The 21856-nt window shown below is 41.9% G+C and carries 17 protein-coding genes; 6 read left to right on the plus strand and 11 right to left on the minus strand.

Going from position 1 to position 21856, the window contains the following annotated elements; genetic code table 11:
- Positions 1-202: 202 nt before the first annotated feature.
- From AN394_RS11835 to AN394_RS11850, 4 genes are read right to left on the minus strand one after another with little or no spacing between them, the layout of a single operon-like run.
- A complete protein-coding gene (locus AN394_RS11835) occupies positions 203-976 on the minus strand; it encodes a CsgG/HfaB family protein (protein ID WP_054562529.1) in 774 nt (257 codons plus the stop codon).
- Complete coding sequence (locus tag AN394_RS11840; RefSeq protein ID WP_054562528.1) at positions 976-1401, minus strand: curli assembly protein CsgF; 426 nt, start codon at positions 1399-1401, stop codon at positions 976-978. Before AN394_RS11840 ends, AN394_RS11835 begins: the two co-directional genes overlap by 1 nt.
- A complete protein-coding gene (locus tag AN394_RS11845) occupies positions 1391-1783 on the minus strand; it encodes a curli production assembly/transport protein CsgE (RefSeq protein WP_055021612.1) in 393 nt (130 codons plus the stop codon). The genes AN394_RS11840 and AN394_RS11845 overlap by 11 nt, the downstream gene beginning before the upstream one ends.
- A gap of 35 nt (positions 1784-1818) precedes the next feature.
- Positions 1819-3333, minus strand: coding sequence for a curlin (locus AN394_RS11850; protein WP_054562526.1), 1515 nt, complete (start codon positions 3331-3333; stop codon positions 1819-1821).
- A 559-nt stretch (positions 3334-3892) separates the two neighbouring features.
- Here AN394_RS11850 and AN394_RS11855 point away from each other — a divergent pair.
- The gene (locus AN394_RS11855; RefSeq protein WP_055021613.1) at positions 3893-6391 is read left to right on the plus strand and encodes a S8 family serine peptidase; all 2499 of its coding nucleotides are present in this window, start codon (positions 3893-3895) and stop codon (positions 6389-6391) included.
- Positions 6392-6435: 44 nt separating this feature from the next.
- Here AN394_RS11855 and AN394_RS11860 read toward each other — a convergent pair whose 3' ends face one another.
- Complete coding sequence (locus tag AN394_RS11860) at positions 6436-6915, minus strand: ankyrin repeat domain-containing protein (RefSeq protein ID WP_082422987.1); 480 nt, start codon at positions 6913-6915, stop codon at positions 6436-6438.
- 59 nt (positions 6916-6974) lie between these two features.
- A complete protein-coding gene (locus tag AN394_RS11865; protein ID WP_152968929.1) occupies positions 6975-8489 on the minus strand; it encodes a catalase in 1515 nt (504 codons plus the stop codon).
- A gap of 226 nt (positions 8490-8715) precedes the next feature.
- On the opposite strand from AN394_RS11865, the gene AN394_RS11870 reads away from it, so the two are divergent.
- Entirely contained in the window at positions 8716-9927 is a 1212-nt protein-coding gene (locus tag AN394_RS11870; RefSeq protein WP_235575486.1) for a sugar efflux transporter, read from the plus strand.
- A 58-nt stretch (positions 9928-9985) separates the two neighbouring features.
- Here the strand turns inward: AN394_RS11870 and AN394_RS11875 are convergent, their stop codons facing one another.
- The 3 genes from AN394_RS11875 to AN394_RS11885 all read right to left on the minus strand — a co-directional run bounded on the left by AN394_RS11875 (position 9986) and on the right by AN394_RS11885 (position 15034).
- Positions 9986-11071 (minus strand): methyl-accepting chemotaxis protein, encoded by a 1086-nt coding sequence (locus AN394_RS11875; RefSeq protein WP_054562523.1) that lies wholly within the window; start codon positions 11069-11071, stop codon positions 9986-9988.
- Positions 11072-11261: 190 nt separating this feature from the next.
- The gene (locus tag AN394_RS11880; protein ID WP_055021615.1) at positions 11262-13661 is read right to left on the minus strand and encodes a TonB-dependent siderophore receptor; all 2400 of its coding nucleotides are present in this window, start codon (positions 13659-13661) and stop codon (positions 11262-11264) included.
- A gap of 152 nt (positions 13662-13813) precedes the next feature.
- Positions 13814-15034 (minus strand): sugar MFS transporter, encoded by a 1221-nt coding sequence (locus AN394_RS11885; protein ID WP_054562521.1) that lies wholly within the window; start codon positions 15032-15034, stop codon positions 13814-13816.
- 138 nt (positions 15035-15172) lie between these two features.
- On the opposite strand from AN394_RS11885, the gene gtfA reads away from it, so the two are divergent.
- Positions 15173-16645, plus strand: coding sequence for a sucrose phosphorylase (gene gtfA / locus AN394_RS11890; protein ID WP_055021616.1), 1473 nt, complete (start codon positions 15173-15175; stop codon positions 16643-16645).
- Here gtfA and AN394_RS11895 read toward each other — a convergent pair.
- Positions 16642-17673, minus strand: coding sequence for a LacI family DNA-binding transcriptional regulator (locus tag AN394_RS11895; RefSeq protein WP_055021617.1), 1032 nt, complete (start codon positions 17671-17673; stop codon positions 16642-16644). The two genes, gtfA and AN394_RS11895, sit on opposite strands and share 4 nt — an antisense overlap.
- A gap of 129 nt (positions 17674-17802) precedes the next feature.
- On the opposite strand from AN394_RS11895, the gene AN394_RS11900 reads away from it, so the two are divergent.
- Positions 17803-18474: a YoaK family protein gene (locus AN394_RS11900; protein WP_054562518.1), complete on the plus strand. Its 672-nt coding sequence runs from the start codon at positions 17803-17805 to the stop codon at positions 18472-18474.
- Here the strand turns inward: AN394_RS11900 and AN394_RS11905 are convergent.
- The gene (locus AN394_RS11905) at positions 18464-19372 is read right to left on the minus strand and encodes an AraC family transcriptional regulator (protein WP_054562517.1); all 909 of its coding nucleotides are present in this window, start codon (positions 19370-19372) and stop codon (positions 18464-18466) included. The genes AN394_RS11900 and AN394_RS11905 overlap by 11 nt on opposite strands.
- A gap of 177 nt (positions 19373-19549) precedes the next feature.
- Between AN394_RS11905 and AN394_RS11910 the strand changes: the two genes are divergently transcribed.
- Both AN394_RS11910 and AN394_RS11915 read left to right on the plus strand, forming a co-directional pair.
- Positions 19550-21070: an aldehyde dehydrogenase family protein gene (locus AN394_RS11910; protein ID WP_054554003.1), complete on the plus strand. Its 1521-nt coding sequence runs from the start codon at positions 19550-19552 to the stop codon at positions 21068-21070.
- Positions 21071-21204: 134 nt separating this feature from the next.
- Entirely contained in the window at positions 21205-21690 is a 486-nt protein-coding gene (locus tag AN394_RS11915; protein ID WP_055021618.1) for an arsinothricin resistance N-acetyltransferase ArsN1 family B, read from the plus strand.
- Positions 21691-21856 lie beyond the last annotated feature (166 nt).

Genomic DNA, 21856 nt, shown 5'->3' on the forward strand with positions numbered 1-21856 from the left:
GTTAAAAATTTCTGATTTAGAAAAACTAAATAACGAAATTATTGCCTTGCTATCAACGAGGTTTTATTGCCTCAAAATAGACTACTTAATTAAGCGAATTGGTATAACTGAATGCTATAAGTATTTATTTCGATGGATAATTAAGCAGAAAGTTCAAATTGGGCGCTGTGATGTTCAGCGCCACACTAATATATTCATTAAATTAGACCGCTTTTGCAGACCAAATACCTTTGTTAATACCTTTTAATACAAGGTCGCTAAGCGCTTTTTCAATTGCTTGTGTTACGCAAATACTCATAGGTTCATTGTCGGTGAATCCGGCTTCTGCTTCTGCAAGACGCTTGTAGCTCACATAGCGAAAGAAGCCTGCGCGCATTTCTTGACTGAGCACTTTTTTGCTTGTCGCAACGGATAGCAAAACTTGGCCTGTGCGAACATCAACAGCGCGTAAATAAATTGAAATTGCATCTTCACGGTATAACTCTGATGCGCCAATCCCGAAGTATTCCATACCAATCCCGCCGGTTTTGATATTTGTGTCGTAGCTAATGATACCGCCCTCTAAGATTATTTTAGCTGTCGTGAGCGGTGGTAATTCAGGTAGCTTATCGTTTTCGGCTTGCGCAGCGCGAATTATTTTACGCTCAGTTAAGATATTTTGTAGACCTTCGCGTTCTACCGGAATAAACCAATCAGATTCATGCAATGCTTGCACTAAAATAGAGTTAGCACCTTGTGTTACTGCGGTAGAAAATGAGCTTACATTTGCCTGTGGTTTGTATTGCCCAGTTTGGTCACGAAATGAGTACACTGACACAGGAATGCTTCCCATTGGTTGAGGAAGGGCCTGCAAAGCCTGAAAAGTTTCGGTTGGCTCAAGAGAGTCTGCTAGTTGTTTAGTCGGCGGGATTAAATTGCCCATTGATGAACAACCCGACAGAAGTAATACCATTGCTGCTAATGTGAGTGTCTTCATTATCCAAACCTCGGTACTTCAATTACTGTCACTGTGCCATCAGAGGTATTGGTAATTCTAACGGTGATTGTGTCACTGGTACTGGTGATAATTTGAATTTCATAATCACCCGTCATAAAGGTCGAGTCACCATTAAAGATGCTGTCGTCGATTTCGTCACCAAATGCCATATCTGTGATTTCTCGTACCATTCTATTTAAGTATGTACGCTCTAACGAATCTTGAAATTTTTCCCCGTAGGTTTGTTCGATAACCGGCGCTTTGTGTTTGTTTTGTGATTGCGCTTTATTAAGTAGCATGCTGGCATTTAATGGGCTGCCACCAAAGCTTGGGTTAATTGGGGTATAAACGAGTTCGGTTGCCCAACTAGAAAGAGGGCAGAGGATTATTATTAGTGTTGTTAAGTATTTCATTTTACCATCCATTTTTTGCCATATCGGGTGTTGATTGCTGCATTTGACTGCGTGCCATGGCATCCATCACGCTATACATGGCTTGTTTTACACGTTCATCTAATGGCTCTAAGCGACGTCCTAGATAGGTGACGTACACTATTTGGTTATTCATTTTTAAGACAAGTCGAGTCCCCGCTCGAGGTAATACCGTTTCTTTTATTTCGATATTAAAACCTGCTGTTGAAGGTAGATCGCGCCATAGGTTGGCAAACTCAAAATAAAATTGATGGCCAAATCGGCTAATACTTCTATCGAGTACTAAGCCATCGATTTCGAGGTCTTCGCCATAACTAGCCGTACTTTGAGCTGCAAGCACGATGCAACATATGCGTAGTAAGTTTTTTATTTTCATAATGGAATGAGGGAGCAAGGCTCCCTCTTAAGCGATTATTCTTGGGTTACAGTTGCGGTATTGCCATCACCTAGTTGAGTGATAACAACTGTGCTGTTAGAGCCAATCATTGAGCCTTCAACAAGGTTTGCGTTGCCGTCTTGTACAACGACCAGTGAGTTACCCTCACCGCCTAGCAAGAATGCACTTTCACCGATACCTACAACAAAGTTTTCTGAGCCTGTTTGGCTAATATCAACAGAGTTGTTGCTACCTTCCATAATCAGGTCGATGGCATTGAGTTCACCAACTTGTGTGAAAGCAACTTGGTTGTTGTTGCTATCAAGTACGCTTGCGAATGTTAATGCCGCTTCGTTAAGGTCACCCAGCTGATTAACTGCAATGTCATTATCGTTTGAAGAGAGTGAGTCGTCTGGGTATGAAGACTGCACTAGTACAGTGTTTTCATTGCCGCCTTGAGCAATATCAACGTTGTTGTCGCTACCATTGAAGTTAGCAACGTGAGCACTGTTTGCGTCACCAATTTGGTTAGCAACAAACTCATTGCTATCGCCAATAGCACCTAAGTACACATCATTACCGTTACCATTTTGGAATGCAGTGAGTTCGTTGTCGTTGCCAATAGCATCTAAGCCAGCGGTATTGCTGTCATGCTTTTGATTGACCAATAATGTATTGCCATCACCAACAATCACGCCTGACTCAAAGCTGTTGCTGTTGCCTTCTTGATCAGACTTAACCTCGTTGTCATTGCCTGTGATTTCTGCAACTAATGCGCTGTTAGAGTCACCATCTTGCTCAAACTCAACTTCGTTATAATCACCATGCAGCGAAGTAAGCTCAGCGCTGTTGAAGAAACCTGTTTGGTCAATAGTAATTTCATTGCCGTTGCCAATTACTTCATCAGAGGTAAACGCATTGAAAACACCCTCTTGCATTACTTCGATGCTGTTGTCATCACCTCTAATTACATTGAACGTTGCTTCATTTAGTAAGCCGCTTTGCTCTGCGCTGATTGTGTTGCTGTTACCCTGTAAATCAAAGTTGTAGAACCAATGGCCACCATCACCTTGCGTTACAGTTGCGCTATTTTCATCACCAACCATAACGTTGATAGCTTCGTTGTTAACACCAAAGAATCCTGCACCTTCTTGTTCAACGCGAATAGCATTGCCAACACCAACGGTTTCAGACAATGCGCCATTCATGGTGCCGTTTTGGCTGTGCGAAACAGTATTATCGTCACCTGTGTTGTAGATAAGAGATAAGTTAGATGTTTGTGCTTGGCTTACTTCAACCATGTTGCCATCACCTACACTGACAGTTTCTGCACGATGACCTGTACCTTGTTGAGCAATAACCGCATCGTTACCAACACCGGTAACCGATACTTGATCTAGGGTAATTGAGTTTGATACACCCAATGTTGAAACTTGGCTTGCAAGCTCAGTGCTAGATTGTGTTTTATCATCTGTGTTTGCACTTGCTGCAAAGCTTGAACCTAACGCAATAGTAATTGCACAGGTAAGTAGAGACTTTCTTAACTTCATGATTATTTCCTTTAAATTATTATTAATCAAAGCTCTAAAATTATTATTTTCGCTTTTAGAACCATGTACCAGCATGCCTTGCCGGATTAATTTCTGTGATATTCAACTGTTAGCTAACAATCAGAAGTGAATGAAGCAACTTTGTTAGTTGTGACTCTGAGGTCGTACAAATAACAAGAAAATTACTTTAGACAGATTTGGAATAATATAAAATCATCAGTTTTTGTGGTTTTTATAAATTACTTATTTTCAATTGGTTATGTGTGTTTGTTTAGGTTTTAGTATGGGTTTTAATTTAAAAGCAGTAAAAAAGTTGGAGAAATATTAATGGATCATTGAGAGTGCTTTTTTCACAAAAAAGTGTGAATTGGACGTATTTTTATTGATTCAATCAGCAAAAAAGTATGGATTTAAACTTAGCATCATTTTTTTTCTTGCCTGTTATCTGCAATTTGCCATTTATGAAATATGCCACGTGATATTCATCATTCAGAAGTAATGAGCTTTGGTGGTCGGATCATAGTGATTCGATCAGTTCAACAAATTATGGATAGTAAATATGAAAACTAAATTATCTGTATTAAGCCTAGCCTTATTACCATGTTTAGGTGCTGCACAAATCAGCACACCAGCAAAAACAACCGTCGTTGGTGCAAGTGAAGACTCTGTACTTGTTATGTATAAAAAAGGCACCTCTGCTGCAATGCGTGCCCATGCTCGTAGCTTAGTTAAAGCCACCATCAGCGATATCAACAAAGATGGTGTCGATGATAACTATTCAGCTATTTTGTCTGGCCGTTTAGCTAAATTTAAAGTTTCAGGTATGAGCAGCAAAGAAGCTATCAAGCGCCTACAAAACCATGCTGCTATTGAATATGTAGAGCCTGACTACCGTGTATCGATTGCCAGTGTACCTAATGATCCTGATTTTTCGTCGCTGTGGGGTTTACACAACGAAGGTCAAACAGGTGGTGTCGCCGATGCTGACATTGATGCAGTTGAAGCATGGTCAATCTCAACCGGTAGCCGCGAAGTTGTTGTTGGTGTCATTGATACCGGTGTTGATTACAGCCACGAAGATTTAGCTGATAACGCATGGATCAACCCAGGCGAAATTCCGGGTGATGGTATCGATAATGACGGTAATGGTTACATCGATGACGTGCACGGTATTAATGCGATTACCGACTCAGGTGATCCAATGGATGACCAAGGCCATGGTACTCACGTATCGGGCACAATAGGTGCGTCAGGTAACAATGGCACCGGTGTTGTTGGTGTGAACCATGAGGTATCAATTGCGGGCTGTAAGTTCTTAAGTGCAGATGGTACAGGTTCAACTTCTGATGCAATTAAGTGTATCGATTACATGGTTGATCTTAAAAACCAAGGCGTAAATGTACGTGTTTTAAATAACAGCTGGGGTGGCGGTGGCTTTAGCCAAGCACTGGCAGATGCTATTACGGCAAGTGAACAAGCCGATATTCTATTTGTAGCAGCAGCGGGTAACGATGCGGTTGATAACGATCAAAACCCTCATTATCCGTCTAACTACGAGCATGACAGCGTATTATCAGTTGCCAGTACTGACAACAGAGATAACATGTCGAGCTTTTCACAATGGGGTTTAACAAGTGTTGATTTAGGCGCACCAGGTAGTGCAATTTTATCAACGGTACCGGGCAATGGTTACGCTAGCTATTCTGGTACATCAATGGCAACACCGCATGTTGCTGGTGCAGCAGCATTAGTGCTTTCGATCAACCCTGATTTATCAGCGCTTGAACTTAAAGAGTTGCTAATGAATAGCGGCGACCAAAATGAAGCGCTGCAAGGCAAAACAGTGTCTGGCAATCGCTTAAATGTGAATCAAGCACTTGAGCAAGCAGATCCGACTCCAAGCTTCAAAATCTCGGTGTCGCCAAGTTCACAGCAAATTACTGCTGGTGAAACTGCAACATATACCTTTGAAATTGGTTCAATCGCCCAGTGGGATGGTGTTGTTAGCCTAGCACTTCAAGCTGATTTAGCGGGCGCAACACTATCGCAAACAGAAGCTGTACCTGGTGATGTAGTTACACTAACGGTACCAACACAAGAAGCAACAGCATGGGGCAGTTATAGTTTTGTTGTTGATGCAACATCAGGTGAGTTAGCTAAACAAAGCAGTGCGTCACTGTTTGTTAACCCTGTTGGCTTAAATGACTTTACTTTCTCAAATGAAACACCAGTGTCTATTCCAGATAACAATGACACGGGTATTGATTCGGTGATTACTGTAGCTGATGAACTTACTGTGTTCTCAACGGATGCAAGTATTGATATTACTCATACTTACATTGGTGATTTAATCGTCACATTAACGTCGCCGCAAGGAACAACTGCAACACTTCACAGCCAATCTGGCGGTGGTGCTGATGATCTAGTACAAAGCTACTCGCTGGCTAACTTTAATGGCGAAGTTGCGACAGGTGATTGGGTACTCAATGTCAAAGACGTACTGTCTGCTGATACCGGTACTTTAAACAGCTGGTCACTGACGTTTAGCGCTATTGGTGAAGTGAGCCCGCAGCCTCCACAAGCTGGCTTTGCATTTGAAACATCTGGTTTAGATGTCACTTTCACTAATACCAGCACAGATAGCAATGACGATATTGTTGCTTGGGCGTGGGATTTTGGTGACGGTGCATCATCAACAGATGCTGATCCTATGCATACTTACGCACAAGCAGGCAGCTATGAAGTGACGCTAACTGCGACAGATAGCGAAGGTCAAACAGATACGTTCACGCAAACGGTTGTGGTATCTGATGTTGAAATTGAGCTATCGGTTAAACGTGCTAACAAAACACGTTTAGGTACTATGCGTGTTGATTTAAGCTGGCAAACTGTGGCTGATCAAGTAAGCATCTACCGTAATGGTGAACTACTTGAAACAGTAGCTGATCGTGGTTTCTATCGCGATGTAGAGCGTAAAGCTGAGTTACCAAGCTATGAATATCAAGTTTGTGTATCTGATACTGTTTGTTCTAACCCAGTGACAGTGTCCTTCGACTAACATTGTTTCACTGCTCAAAGCCCAGTTTCCCCACTGGGCTTTTTTTATTGTTTTGCTTTCTTATATTGCGTAAGTAAAGCGAGTACATGCTGTTGACCAAATTGTGCTGCAAATGCTTCGGCGGTTTGCCCTGCTTTATTCGCATGCTCTGTGTCGCAGTCTTGCTTCATTAATGTTTTAGCGATGCTAAATTCACCTCTAAAAATAGCGGCCATCAAAGCGGTATTGCCGCGTTTATCTTCAAGGCAAGCATTGGCGCCTAATGCTAATAGTTGGTTTACCGTTTGTTTGTGGCCATGATAAGTGGCAATCATCAGCGCGGTATAGCCTTTTTCATTAACACTGTTGATTGGTAATCCGGCCTCAACAAATTGTTCAATGATGTCGTTCTCTGCGGTTCGTGCAGCAGCAAAATAATAGGCAAGTAAGGTTTGATATTGCGTCTGTGAGTCTGTTTGCTGATCAGCATTAACTGGGTTGCATGTTAATAAAAGGCTCAGCAGTAGAAAAGTAAAAATTCGCATAGTTAATTCCTAAAAAAAGAGGAAGGACATGCCTTCCTCATCAAGGTTGGGAGAGTGAATTAAAGTGAGCTTGCTAGTTTTTTCACGGTCGCTAGGTTACCGCCGACGGCTTTGGTTAAGCGCATGCCGTATTCGGTGTCTGCTTTGTAAAAGTGGCTGAGCATAATGTGCTTTACCTTGCTATCTTTTACCTTCCCTAAATCACCCGCTAAGTTGTTGATCAGGTTTGTACGCTGTTGTTTAGAAAAGCTTTGATATAACACACCAGCTTGAGCAAAGTTTTGCTGCTTTTTAATGGCTGCTTGCTGTACATAGCCAGCCAGCTTAGTTTGTGCCTTACGAGCAATTGGGTTTTCTTGCACGTTTTCATGGCTTGGCTGATAGTTCACATTGCTGGTGGTATGACCAAAGTTCATCGCACCGTCTTGGTTGTAATTAACCACTTCTACTTTGGCGCGGTTAATTGGCAATTGCTGGTGGTTTGCACCTAAACGATACATTTGGGTGTCGGCATATGAGAACACACGACCTTGTAACAAACGATCTTCTGATGGTTCAATACCCGGAATGATATTCGCTGGGGCCATAGCGACTTGTTCTGTTGCTTGGAAGAAGTTGCCCGGCATACGGTTTAGTGTCATGGTACCCACTTTGGTCTCTTTAACACCTAACCACATTTTTGTTGCATCTAACGGGTTGTAATCAAAGTCATCCAGTTCAGATGGGTCTAATACTTTGATATATAAATCCCATTTCGGGAAATTACCTTTATTGATTTCTTGGTACAGATCACGGGTTAAATGCTGAAAATCTTTACCTTGTACTTCAGTTACTTGCTTAGCATTTAAGTTTTCAATGCCTTGTTGGCTAAGCCAGTGAAATTTTACGTATTTTACGTCACCGTCTTTGTTGATCATTTTATAAGAATGCACTCCAAAGCCATCCATTTTACGCAGGCTTGCTGGTGTTCCATGGTCACTATAAACCCATGTCAGCATATGTGTTGAACCTGGTTCATGTGAGAAAAAATCAAAAAAGCGATTTGGATCTTGAATGTTATCAACCGGAGATGGTTTTAATGAATGCACCATATCTGGAAACTTAATCGCATCACGAATAAAGAACACAGGTAAGTTATTACCCACTAAGTCCCAGTTACCTTGATCTGTATAAAACTTTGTAGCAAAACCGCGTGGGTCACGTAGAGTTTCAGGGCTACCTTTACCGTGAATAACCGATGAAAAACGAACGAATACCTCTGTTTCTTTGCCTGCTTGTGCAAACGGCGCAGCAATGGTTAGGTCTTCAAGGTTTTTACTGGCAACAAACACACCATGTGCACCTGTACCACGAGCATGAACAACACGCTCAGGAATACGTTCGCGAGCAAAGCGTTGCAGTTTTTGAATTAGATGAACGTCTTCAAGTAAAACGCTGCCACGTGGGCCAGCTGTAATAGAGTTTTGGTTATCACCTACAGCTGCACCATTGTCTTTGGTAAGTGTAGCAGCGGATGCAGGAAGGCTGATTGCAAGAGCAAGTGCGCTTAAAGTCAGTGTGCGATTAAATTTCATAATAAACCTCTTCATAAGTCACCAAGGCATTGGCGTTTTGTTGCAGCCATTATATGAAGGTGTTTTAGTTTGGTAAAACTGATTATTTCTATCATGTTGATAGATCTTAACTATCGATGGTAGGCTTAATTTAATTTGTATTACAAAATGAAGTTTTCGCTAAAACTGTGTATAATTTGCGCCCTTTAAATATCTGTTCACGTGTCGTATTAATGTGGGGTTGTGAGTGAAAGCATTGCTGAAACAGCATGGTGTAATTTTTATTCTTCTAAGTATGCTAACTGGGTTAATGGGAGCATTTGTTAACCCATTGATGAGCTTATTCATTGTCGAAGGGCTGCAAACACCGCCCGTGTATTTAGGTGTTTATATGGTGGCGGTCACCATTACTGGGTTAGTTATTAGTCAGTGGTTAGGTGGCATGGCAGATAAAGGCACCAGTGCGCGAAAGTTATTTATGGTGGCTGTATCAGGTATGGTGTGTGCGTTAGTGACCTTTGCGAATGCCACTGCATTTTGGCAAGTATTGCTCGCAGGCGTGTTGTTTCTTGCGATGGGCAATGCGGCAATTCCGCAAATGATGACCTTGGCAAGACAATGGGCGGGGCGTCAACAGAACATCGACATTACCAGTTTTAATTCCCGTTTACGTGCAGCTATTTCCTTTGCTTGGGTCGGCGGCCCGCCGCTTGGTTATTTGTTAGCCGCTGGAGGCGAGTTTAGCCGCTCGTTTTACTTTGCTGCGGTGTGTGCCTTGGTTGCGCTAATCTTCGCATTTAAGTTTATTCCTGACTACAGCGCTAAAAAATCACAACATGGCAGAGAGCCTGCAGCCGCAGCGAGTTTATCATTTTGGTTGTTGGGCTTAGCTATTATGCTTGGTTCAACGGGCAATATTATGTATTCATCGGCACTGCCGCTTTATAGCATTACTGAACTAGGATTTGCTGAACATACGCCCGGGCTGTTTATGGGTGTGGTGGCACTGTTAGAAATTCCTATCATGCTGTATGGGGCAAAGCTTGCTAAAAAATACAATAAAGTTGCGATGCTTGCGGTGGCATTTTGTTGTGCCATTGTATTTTATTTAGGGGTGTTTTTTGCCACTCAAGTATGGCATTTAATCGCGTTGCAAGTTTTAAATGGGCTGTTTTACGGTATTTTTGCGGGCATTGGCTTAACCGTATTACAAGATCAGCTCCCCGAACGAATAGGGTTTACCTCAGCGTTTTACACGAACGCCATTAAACTGGGTGTTATGTGCGGGGCAGGGGCTACAGGGGTTGTTGCACAGTTTTATAGTTTTAGGTTTGCAACGCTTGGTTCTATGCTAGCTGCAAGTTTAGCCCTTGGCTGCTTAATGTTGTTTAGTTATGTGAAGCGCCAAGAGCAGCAAGGAGCTGTTATGCCAGTACTGCAAGAAGGCTTAGTTGAATAACTTGATAAAAAACCGAGCATCGGAGCTCGGTTTTATCATTTTTAGCCATTAGCAATAATTAGCCATTGGCGATTTGATCAAGTAAATGCATGACTCGCTCACTGGCTGCTTCCATCTTATTAATGTGATTAATCGCTGCGTCTTTATTGCCTGTTTGCAGCATAACTAACGCTTCAACACCATTGCGATGAACTTCACGATGTGGCTCTTCTAATTGACGAAATGCGTTATGTTGTTTGAAGCCATTTGATTGCTCTGAATTATACCATTTACCTAATCGGCACATGGTGTGATCTGAAAAGTCATCAATCGACTTGTTACTTGTGCCATTGGCAACTGAATAAACTTCACCTTTCCAAACAATGTGGTCCAGTTTTACGGTTTGCACGAATGAGCGTGTAGCAGCATTAATAATGGTTTCTTTCATCGAATCACAGTGACTCATGATTGAACCATAGTCATTGTTTAGCGTATCAAAACTGGTTGAAAGCTGAGTGTTATTTTGCTGAATATCTTCAACCGAGGTCACCGTTTCGCTGGTTTTGTTGATGATCTCTTTGACTAGATCAGATACTTCTTGGGCTGATTTATTGGTGTTGGTTGCAAGTGTACGAACTTCGTCGGCAACAACGCTAAACCCACGACCAGCCTCACCAGCACGGGCAGCTTCGATTGCGGCATTTAGCGCAAGTAAGTTGGTTTGATCAGAAATTTTAGAAATGGTTGATACAAAGGTGTTGATGCTATCGGCCATATCAGACAGACCCGTAATGTTACTGGTCATGCTACCCATTTTACCTGCCATACTCGCCATTTCACTGACAATATGTTGCAGAGCGTTATTTGAGTCGTTTAGTAGTTGGCTTATTTGTAAAGTAACTTGGCTTTCTTCTTCGATAACAAGGTATGAGTCGAGTACAGTTTGGCGTACGCCCTCAATTTGCGTGATACATTCAATCGAACTATTCAATAAGTTAGCAAGGAACAGTTGGTCTGCGTCATCAGCTTGCTGATGTAATTTTGCTTCTAAGCGTTCGTTTTCGTCACGTAATACGTGATTGTCGGCTTTAAGTGCCTCAACTTCAGCTAATAGCGCGTTGTATTGATCTTGGAGTAAAGAGTGGCTTTTGCTAGAGACAAACATGTATGTTCCTAATTCATATGGTTAATACTTATACCAACCCTGATTATAGATCAAAGTATTAACTTATTATCAGTGTTTTTTATTAGAAAGTGGGTAATTACGACTATTTGATTAAGTGTAGTAGAAAAAGCTGACTATTAAAGCCGAAAAAGCCCAGTAAAAACTGGGCTAAAACGAGGGAGGAGAGTAATTAATAGAAAGAATATTTTAAAGTAAGCGACGTTGTACGGCCGTTAATAGTACGGGCACGGATAATGTCGTTATCTGGTACTGAGCCTTCTTCTGCTTCGGTGATACCTACGGTGTCGAACAGGTTGTTCACGTTAAGCGATAGACTTAAGTTTTCAGACAGATTGTAACTTACAAATCCATTCACTTGTGTATAGCCATCAAACTCAAGGTCGTTACTGTCTTGTGCGTAAGCATCCGTTGTACCAATAAAGCTTAGACCAGCAGCACCTTTATCAAAGTTGTAAGTTGCCATTAGTGAGTAAATAAGGTCAGCTTGACGACGTGGTGTATTACCGACTAACTCTGGCGATAACGCATCTTTAGCAATTTCTGCGTCTGTCCAAGTAAAGTTACCACGGAAGTCCCAATCACCTACGTAGTAGGTTGATTCAACCTCAATACCTTTTGCTTCGTATTCGCGGTCAAAGAACTTTTGTGATGTTGCTTCGAAGTTTTGCTCTTCAGTTTCTGCGTAGAATGCTGTTGCAAATACTGATAGTGAATCAAAACGTTTTTTCACACCGATTTCGTATTGGTTTACTTCATCAATTGCATCGGCTTCGGCAACCGAACCATCTGCTTCAACTTTACCGAATAGTAAGCGGTCTGCATTTGCGCGGCCGCCTTTACTTAAACGGGCAAAAGTCGCAAAGCTTGGATCAATTTGGTAGTTTGCACCAATTGAGTATGAGCTGTAGTGCCAGTCGTAGTTAACAATGCTTGGGTTCGCGTTATCAATACCAACAACACTTTGCTCAGGAATTGAGATAGTACCGTCGCCATTCATATCAATTGTTGATGTTACTGCACCTGCGTAGTTACCGCGTGCTTCACCTGAATCATAGCGAGCACTTGCATCAATGCTTAAATCGCCAAACTTAGTGGCTAAGTTAATGTAAGGTGCGCGAGTTTCGTACTCTGTATCGTAGTTACGTTGACAGCAGTTACCCCAGTAAGGTGTACCATACGCGTACAAGCCATTATCTGAATAGCTGTCGCCATTCGCAGCGTAAACGTCAAGTAATGCAGCGTTGTCGCCTTTTAGCTCCATAACATATGAGTTCCAAAGCCACGACATATCAATAGATTGGCTTGATGCAAAGTAACCAAACGTAACGCTAGTGTCATCAGAGAACGACTTAGTTAATTTAAGGTCATTAACAATTGAACCCATGTCGTTTAGTGTTACATCAAATGTATGAATACGCATTGCTAAATCGTCATCGCCATAGGCTTCGCCTGCTGAACCACCATTTGCATAAACAAGCGATGCACCATCACCAGCAATACTAGAAGCAATAGAGCTCGCAGATGCAACTTCAGCTGGAATTAGAGAAATAAAGTTACCGCTTACTGATGATGTTCTAAAGCGGTTTTCGATGCGCCAGTCGTTTTCTAAATCAAATGCTGCTTCAAAACCCACTGAGGTAACAACTGGGTTCATACCGTCGGTCATATCGCCTGTGCTGATTTGGTTATCACCATTTAAACGCAGAGTTTGTGTGAAAAGCGCTGAATGGGGCGTATCTGATTGTGCATCGAAACCTGGGATTGAATCGCCATCTGAGTACATAGGCATAGGTAGGTAACCTACGCTCTTATCATCGAGGTGTTTAAAGTAAACGCGAACATAACCAGCATCAAATTCTTTAGTTAGGTTTGCCTTAATTTGGCCACCTTTATTTGATGTATAACCGGTTTCACGTGGACCTTCACCTTGGCGAACGAAGCCACCAATGTGATAGCGCACACTGTCGTTTAAATACGTACCATACTCAAAGTCTGTACGAATTGAATCATAATCAAGGCCTACAGTGGTCGATACACTGCCTGATTCGTTCTCACCCGTTTTTGAAATAAAGTTGATGATACCTCCTGGGGCATCACTTGCTGCTGTTGAAGCTGAGCCACCACGGATTGATTCAACACTTTGCACTGTTGAATCTAAGCGCATGAAAATGTCTGCGTTACCAAAGGCAATATCGCCAAACTGCATAACTGGTAAGCCATCTTCTTGTAGTTGCAAGAATTTAGCACCGCCCGATGCAACCGGTAAACCACGTACCGCGATATTTGCGTTACCTTCACCACCAGTTGATTCTGAACGAACACCCGGGATTGTTCTAAATGCTTCTGCAGTAGAACGAGGTGTTGATACTTCAATTTCCGCTAATGTAACACTGCTAACCGATGAGCTTGATGCCATGATGGTTGTACGGCGTGGTACACCGGTTACAACGATAGTTTCAAGGCCGCTTTTTTTAGCCTCAGGTTGTGCTTGCTCTTCGGCGTGTAAGTTTTGGCTTACTGCTAATGCAAGCGCGCTTAATGTATAAAGGGCATGTTTGTGTGTTGTCATAATGTGCCTCGTCTCAATCCCAGATGGTTTGTTGTCTAAATTGCTATCTTAATCGATTAAGTAAAGATAACAATAATTTTACACAGTGCAAGTCTTTTTAGCGAAAAACTTGCACAATTTATGTTCGATAATTGATTTTTAACGATTTTTATTTAGTGGCTTAATGCGCTGTGCTGCGCTAAAGCTTGTTCAGCAGGGTTACGTAAGTAGTTATATAGCATGGCTAAAAACAGTAAACATGCGAAACCTGTTGCGAGATAAAAGCCGTAACGAATGTGGCCAAAATAGTCACTGATCACACCCATTAATAATGGGCCTGCAGCCGCAGAAAGGGCGGTAAAAAACAAAATAACCCCAGCAACTGCACCGTGCTGTTGCACCGCAAAGCAAGAAATACCTTTTGAGTTTAAAGTTGGGTAGATCATCGACATGAATAGCCCTGATAATGGGAGTAAGAATACCGCCCAATCAACACCACCGAAGATTAAGCCTAAATAACACAGTGCGATTCCTAAGCTTAAATACAGCATCGCCGCTTGCCAACTGAAGTGATTTAACAGCCATACCGCCAAGAAACGTCCCGCAGCGCGTAATATGAAAAACAAGGTCAGTGCATAGGTTGCCAGTAATTGCCAAGGGCCGTTGTAATCGCCAAGTAGAGTAGGCATCCACACATAAATAGCCACTTCGGTTGCAACATAAAGGGCAATCGCTAATGAAAAACCGAGTGCATAAGGGTTTTTCATCATACTCATGGTGGTTGCAAGAGAAGCCGGTTTGGCGTGTTCTTCAAGCTTTTTAGGTTTAGGGTAATCTGCACGCCAAGCAATTAAGGTTAAAATTAAACATAAAACCCCAGCGATAACGTAAAGGTAGGTCCAGCTTACCTGTTGGGTGATTAAAAAGCTGACAAGGGCAGGGCCTACAATGGCGCCAACACCAAAAAAGCCTTCGACCAAATTCATGGTTTTTGTGTGCTCTAAATTGTTTTTAGAAATATCACCTAACAGCGCCAAAGCACCGGTTTTAAATAACCCAATAGCAAGACCAATACAGCTAAGTAACACTACAAATATGCTAAAACTACTGCTAACGGCGAACAGAAAACAACAAATGGTGAATATGCCGAGCCCCAGCATGATGGTTTGTTTGCGCCCAAAACTGTCGGCCAAAAAACCTAAAAACAGGCCACTAAAAGCAATAAGTGCCATAGGTGCATAATGGAAAGCACTGGCTTGGGTCATGCTTAAATTAAATTCTTCGATAAGCTCAGGAATGATCATACCAACCGCATCAGAGGTCATCGCAAACATAAAAAACATCATGTATGTCAGCCATCTAATGGTTTGCAAAGGATCGTGTGTTCTATTCATTGTTGTATCCCCACCGAAAGGTCTGCGCCTTTACTATGTATATTAGTGTATAAAAACTATAAAAACTGCTTGAATAATTTGCTGTCGTGGTTAAAGATATATCTTAATCGATTAAGTTTCAACTTGGTATTAACAATTATGATCAACAATAAAGTGCAATTAATCACCTACGCAGACCGTATTACTGGTCAAGGTATTGATGAATTAAGTAATTTATTAAATGGCCCACTTAACAATGTGTTTGCAGGTGTACATTTGTTGCCATTTTATAATCCGATTGATGGCAGTGATGCTGGCTTTGATCCTATTGATCATAGTGAAGTAGACTCGCGCCTTGGTAGCTGGGACGATATTAACGTGCTTGGTGCAAACTATGACCTTATGGCTGACTTAATTGTTAACCATGTTTCAGCACAATCTTTCCAATTTAAAGATGTACTCGCTAAAGGCAAGCAATCTGAATTTTGGGATTTATTTTTAACTAAAGACGATGTATTCCCAAATGGCATGTCTGAGGTTGAGCAACAAGCGATTTACCGTCCGCGTCCGGGTAGCTGCTTTACACCTATTGCGTGTGGTGATGGCCAAACCTATGATTTTTGGACCACATTTACCGATAACCAAATTGATATTAATGTGAAATCAACGGCGGGTATCGAGTATTTAAATACGGTGCTTGGCAAGTTTGCTGATAATAATGTCAATATTATTCGTTTAGATGCGGCAGGCTATGCGATTAAAGAAGCTGGCACAAATTGCTTTATGTTGGATGAAACTTTTGAGTATTTAAATAAGCTTTCAGCGCAAGCAAATGAAGCAGGTATGGAAACCATTGCCGAGATCCATAGCCATTTCCAAACTCAGGTTGAAGTCGCAAAGCGTGTAAATATGGTTTATGACTTTGCTTTACCTCCACTTATTTTACACAGCTTGTTTAGCAATGATGCGCAAGCTTTACTGAATTGGCTAACCATTTCGCCGCGAAACTGTTTAACGGTACTTGATACCCATGATGGCATTGGCATCATTGACGCAGGCCCAATGGGTGATAAACCGGGTCTATTAAATGCAGCAGAAATTGATAACTTGGTTGAAACCATTCATGAAAAGAGTGAAGGGCAAAGCCGCCTAGCAACTGGTGCAGCAGCAAGTAATGTCGATTTATATCAAGTTAACTGCACATATTACAATGCATTGGGGGCAGATGACTTTGATTACTTATTAGCGCGTGCAATTCAGTTCTTCGCGCCAGGTATTCCACAAGTTTATTATGGTGGCCTATTCGCTTGTGAAAACGATATGGAATTATTGGCCCGCACCAATGTAGGTCGTGATATCAATCGCCCCTACTTAAATGCGCAAGACATTGATGCTGCGCTTGCTAAACCTGTGGTGAAAGGGCTGATTAAGCTGATTCAATTACGTAATGAGCATCCAGCATTTAACGGTGAGTTTATTGCGAAAGGTGAAGGCAGTGTGTGTCGTTTAAGCTGGCATGATGATACCAGCTCAATCGAGTTAAAAGTTGACTTCGCTAGCCGCGAAGTGATCATTGTCGATCACCGAGACGGCGAACAAAGCATTGTTAATTTGGCTGACTTTTTAGCTTAACTACTTTGACCCAATTGCAGTTGATAGTCGATTTCGGCTGTTTGCTGCTCTTTTGATAGAAACAAGGTCGCAGCAATGCGGCCTTTTTCTTCGCTATTTTGATGGACAGTGGTGAGTTTTGGCACAAATCGTTGGCCTTCATCTATGCCATCAAAACCAACAATTCTGACATCTTCAGGAATTGATAAGCCCATTTTTAATGCTTCGCGCATGGCGGCAAGAGCGATTAAATCACTCATGCACAACAACACATTTGGTCTTGGTGTGCTGCTAAGCGCTTCTTTGGCGGCAATGCTGGCAAAGCGCTCACTGCTTTCTGGAATATTCCATGTTCTATCATCACCGAGGGTGATGCCAGCATCGCTGATTGCTTGGTGATAACCGCGCAGTCGTTGATGAGCAATCGACTGACCGGCTTCAAACTCATGATGTTCGTATACTCGGCATAATACGTCGTTATCGAGTAAGCGCAGGCCTAAAATAGCAACCCGATCATCATTTTTGTGCAGTGCATGTTTGGCAATATCAAAGCTGGCTTGTTGGTTGTTTACGTTTACTGAGGCATCGCGACCGATGTTAAAGTCAACCGTCACCACATGTTTTGCGACCTGTTTTAACTGTTCTACAAGTTGTTTATTACGAGGACGACCATAACAAATAAAGCCATCAACAAAATCGACCACGCTATTAAGGTTATCGTTGTTACCTGAAAATAATAAAAGATTAATGCCATTTTTTTCGAGCACCGCCGATACACCGCGCATAAAGCTGCTAGCAACCGGATCTGATACCATATATTCAACGCTGTCTGGCAATACTAAAGCAACAATATTAAAGGTGCCTCGGCGTAATGATTGCGCCGCCTTGTTTGGGCCAAAATAGCCGAGCTTTTTACAGGCCGCCAAAATTTCTTCGCGGCGTGCTTTCGATAATTGATCAGGACGATTAAAGGCATTTGATACGGTGGCATTTGAAACGCCTAACTCTTTGGCAATACTTTTTAGCGTCCAAGTTTTTGGCTTTGTCATTGTAGGTTCTTAATCGATTTACTTAATGGTAAATTACCATATAAAGAGTCGAAAAAAAGTGTTTTTAGTCATAAAAATAGGCGTACCATAAAAGAATGAGTACGAGTGTGAGAAAAAGGCGAATAGTGAGTGATTTCTAAGTTACCAAAATGGGTTGAGATTGGCGCATTTATTTTGGCGCTGGTGGCTGGGTGTGTGAATGCGGTTGGTTTACTTAGCTTTGAACATCAAGCGGTATCGCATTTATCAGGAACTGCAACCTTGCTTGGCGCAGATCTCATGCATGGCAATAGCCTTGATGCTTTACATTTATTAGGTGTATTACTGTCATTTTTAGTTGGGTCTGGTATTGCTGGGTTCTTGCTGCATAGTTCAGCACTTAAACTAGGTCGTCATTACGACACGGCATTATTGATTGAAGCAGGGCTTTTACTGGGCGCACTTTGGTTATTGTTTAATGGCTCGGGTTACGGGCACTTTTTAGCCTCTGCGGCATGTGGTTTACAAAACGCCTTAGCAACAACTTACAGTGGTGCAATTGTTCGTACCACTCATGTAACGGGGATCTTCACTGATTTAGGTATTATGTTTGGTCGCGTTTTACGTGGCGAGGCACTTGATAAACGTAAGGCTAAACTGTTTGGCCTAATCATTTTAGGGTTTATTTTTGGCGGCTTAGCAGGGGCATGGTTATTTGCAAAAATGAGCTTTGCGGCGCTTTATGTGCCAAGTGCTATTTGTATCTTACTTGCCTTGACCTATCGTGTTTATTCTCATCGCAATCCAGAACTTAATGGTTAGCGATACTTTTAGGTGTTGCGCCAAAGGCTTGTTTAAACACTCGGCTAAAATGGCTTGGGTTATTAAAGCCTAATTGGTAACAAACTTGGCTAATCGCCTCACCTTTTTCGAGTAGTTTATACGCTTTTTGCAAGCGTAATTGTTGTTGCCAAAGAGCGGGCGTAACACCAAAGGCTAACTTAAATTGCTGATAAAATTTACTGCGGCTCATACAGGCTATCTTACATAACACATCGATATCAATATTCTCAGCAAGATGCTGTTCTATATAACTTACTACATGGCTTAATGGGGTTGCGAGCTTGCCTTGCTTACAACTTGCTATCATTAAGTCTCGGCTTTGCTGCTGTAACAGACGGGTTATGAGTTCATTGAGCGATAAATCAATTAAATAATCGCGGTGTTGCTCATTTTCACTAAATAGGGTGATCATGCGCTCAAGCAGTTGTTGAGTTTGCGGATTATGCTGGGCGTGCACTAACTTGGCTTGATATTGAAAAAAGTCATCCTGGGTAATTTGTTGGTTAAAATTAAGAGCATCAACTACTTGGCTTATTTTATCGGTACTGATTTCAATCGCTAAACAGGTTGTTGGCTGATTGAGAGATGCATTGGGAAAGTCGATTAGCACCCCTTGCTCTGGGGCAAGTACAAATGATTGGTTTGGTAAAAACTCTTCATGATAATCACTGTCGGCAACATGCATGATTTTTTTACCGCTGATCATGCCACAAAATAATAATTCAGTGGAATGTAAGGCCACTTTTTGGGCATCTAAATAGGTGTCGTAAATACTTAATTCGGCATGTTCGCCCGCAAAACTGACTTTATTTTCAATAAGCACATCAATACGTTGTCGTTTTTTATCTAAACTTCTGTTACTAACTGATGTGTTCATTGTTGCCTCGCTGTCGTCCTAAATTCTGGACAAATAGTCAAAAAGTCTGGACTAGGAATCAAGTGTGTTTTCAGTAACTGAGCTAACTTCAATTGTTAGCGGTTCATTAAACAATAACCTACCGCATAATTTAGTCAATGCTAAATAAAACACAACAATTTGAAGAGAGAACACATTATGATTTATGCAAATCCAGGTAGTGAAGGCGCAAAAGTTAACTTTAAAGCGCAGTATGAGAATTATATTGGTGGCCAATGGGTTGCCCCTGTAAAAGGAGAATACTTTGAAAACATTAGCCCAGTAAACGGTAAAGTGTTTTGTAAAGTACCTCGTTCATCAAAAGAAGATATCGAACTGGCACTTGATAAAGCCCACGATGCAAAAGCGGCATGGGGAACAACGTCAGTCACCGAGCGTAGCAATATCTTATTAAAAATTGCCGATCGTATTGAACAAAACCTAGAAATGCTGGCAGTGGCCGAAACCTGGGATAACGGTAAAGCAATTCGTGAAACACTTGCAGCAGACGTGCCATTAGCGGCTGATCATTTTCGCTATTTTGCAGGCTGTGTGCGCGCGCAAGAAGGCTCAATCGGTGAGATAGACGAAACCACGGTGGCCTATCATTTTCATGAGCCACTAGGTGTAGTAGGGCAAATTATTCCTTGGAACTTTCCATTGTTGATGGCTGCGTGGAAACTTGCACCAGCCCTTGCTGCGGGTAACTGTATTGTTTTAAAACCAGCTGAACAAACGCCTACGTCTATATTAGTGCTGCTTGAAGTGATTGGTGACTTATTGCCTGCAGGTGTTCTAAATGTGGTAAACGGCTATGGTAAAGAAGCGGGCGAAGCGCTGGCAACCAGTACTCGAATTGCGAAGATTGCCTTTACAGGTTCAACGCCAGTGGGTTCACATATCTTAAAATGTGCTGCTGATAATATTATTCCTTCGACGGTCGAGCTAGGTGGTAAATCGCCAAATATCTTCTTCAACGATGTAATGGAAAAAGACGATGAATTTTTGAGTAAAGCGATTGAAGGAGCCGTACTTGCGTACTTCAACCAAGGTGAAGTGTGTACATGTCCATCGCGTTTATTTATTCAAGAAGATATTTACGAGCAATTTATTGAGCGTGTTCTTGCCCGAACTCTACAAATTAAACGGGGTAACCCACTTGATACTGAAACCATGGTGGGTGCTCAAGCATCACAAGCTCAGTTTGATAAGATCCTAAGCTACATCGAAATTGGTAAACAAGAAGGGGCCGAAGTGCTTGCGGGCGGCGAAGTCGAACAACTGTCTGATGAGTTTAACGGCGGTTACTACATTCAACCAACACTGTTAAAAGGCACTAACGACATGCGTGTGTTCCAAGAAGAGATTTTTGGGCCGGTAATTTCAATGTCGACTTTTAAAGATGAAGACGAAGCGTTAGCCCTTGCTAATAGCTCAGAGTTTGGTTTAGGTGCTGGTGTGTGGAGTCGAAACATGAACCGTGCTTATCACTTTGGTCGTAAGATTGAAGCGGGCCGTGTTTGGACTAACTGCTATCATATGTACCCTGCGCATGCTGCGTTTGGCGGTTATAAAAAGTCAGGCATAGGCCGCGAAACACATAAACTCGCCCTTGATCATTACCAACAAACTAAAAACCTATTAGTAAGTTACAGTGAGAATCCACTGGGCTTCTTTTAAAAGCAATTTCTTATTGTTGTCGAAACTACCCAAACGCCACATCTAGTGGCGTTTTTATTTTGCGTATATGTATTTCCAAGCTTGCTTTTCTGTTATTAATTAACCAATTAATGTTGAGTAAGGAATTTTCAATCATGATCAGAGATGTAAGGATTGAAGATAGTGATGCCATTGCTGCAATTTACAATCACTATGTTGTTAATAGTACGGTGACATTTGAAGTTGAGGCAATCACAGGTACTGAAATAGCCAAGCGGATACAGGCTAATCTTGACTCTGACTTACCTTGGTTGATTGCTGAAGCTGAAGGTAATGTCATTGGATATTGTTATGCAACACCTTGGAAAGCACGAAAAGCTTACCAACACTCAGTGGAAATCTCGGTTTATTTAGATGCTGATAGTCATACAAAGGGGATTGGCACCCAACTTTACGCCGCTCTATTTACTCAGTTAAAAACGCAAAATGTACATGCTGTTATGGCAGGCATTGCATTACCTAATGAAGCAAGTATCGCCTTGCATGAGAAGCATAATATGCAAAAAGTCGCGCATTTTAAGCAAGTTGGTAAAAAGTTCGGGCAGTGGATTGATGTAGCGTATTGGCAAGTCATTTTATAACGGGCATAAAAAAGCCCGGCGAACACACAAGCCAGGCTTTTCGACAACAATTTGGTTGAGTCACCGCAAGTGCAGTGACTCGGAATAAAAAAGCTTAGAGAACACACAAACTAAGCTTTTGACAACAATGTGGTTGAGTTACCGCGTGTGCAGTAACTCGGAATAA

This window comes from Pseudoalteromonas sp. P1-26 (genome assembly GCF_001401795.1).
Classification (GTDB): Bacteria; Pseudomonadota; Gammaproteobacteria; order Enterobacterales; family Alteromonadaceae; genus Pseudoalteromonas.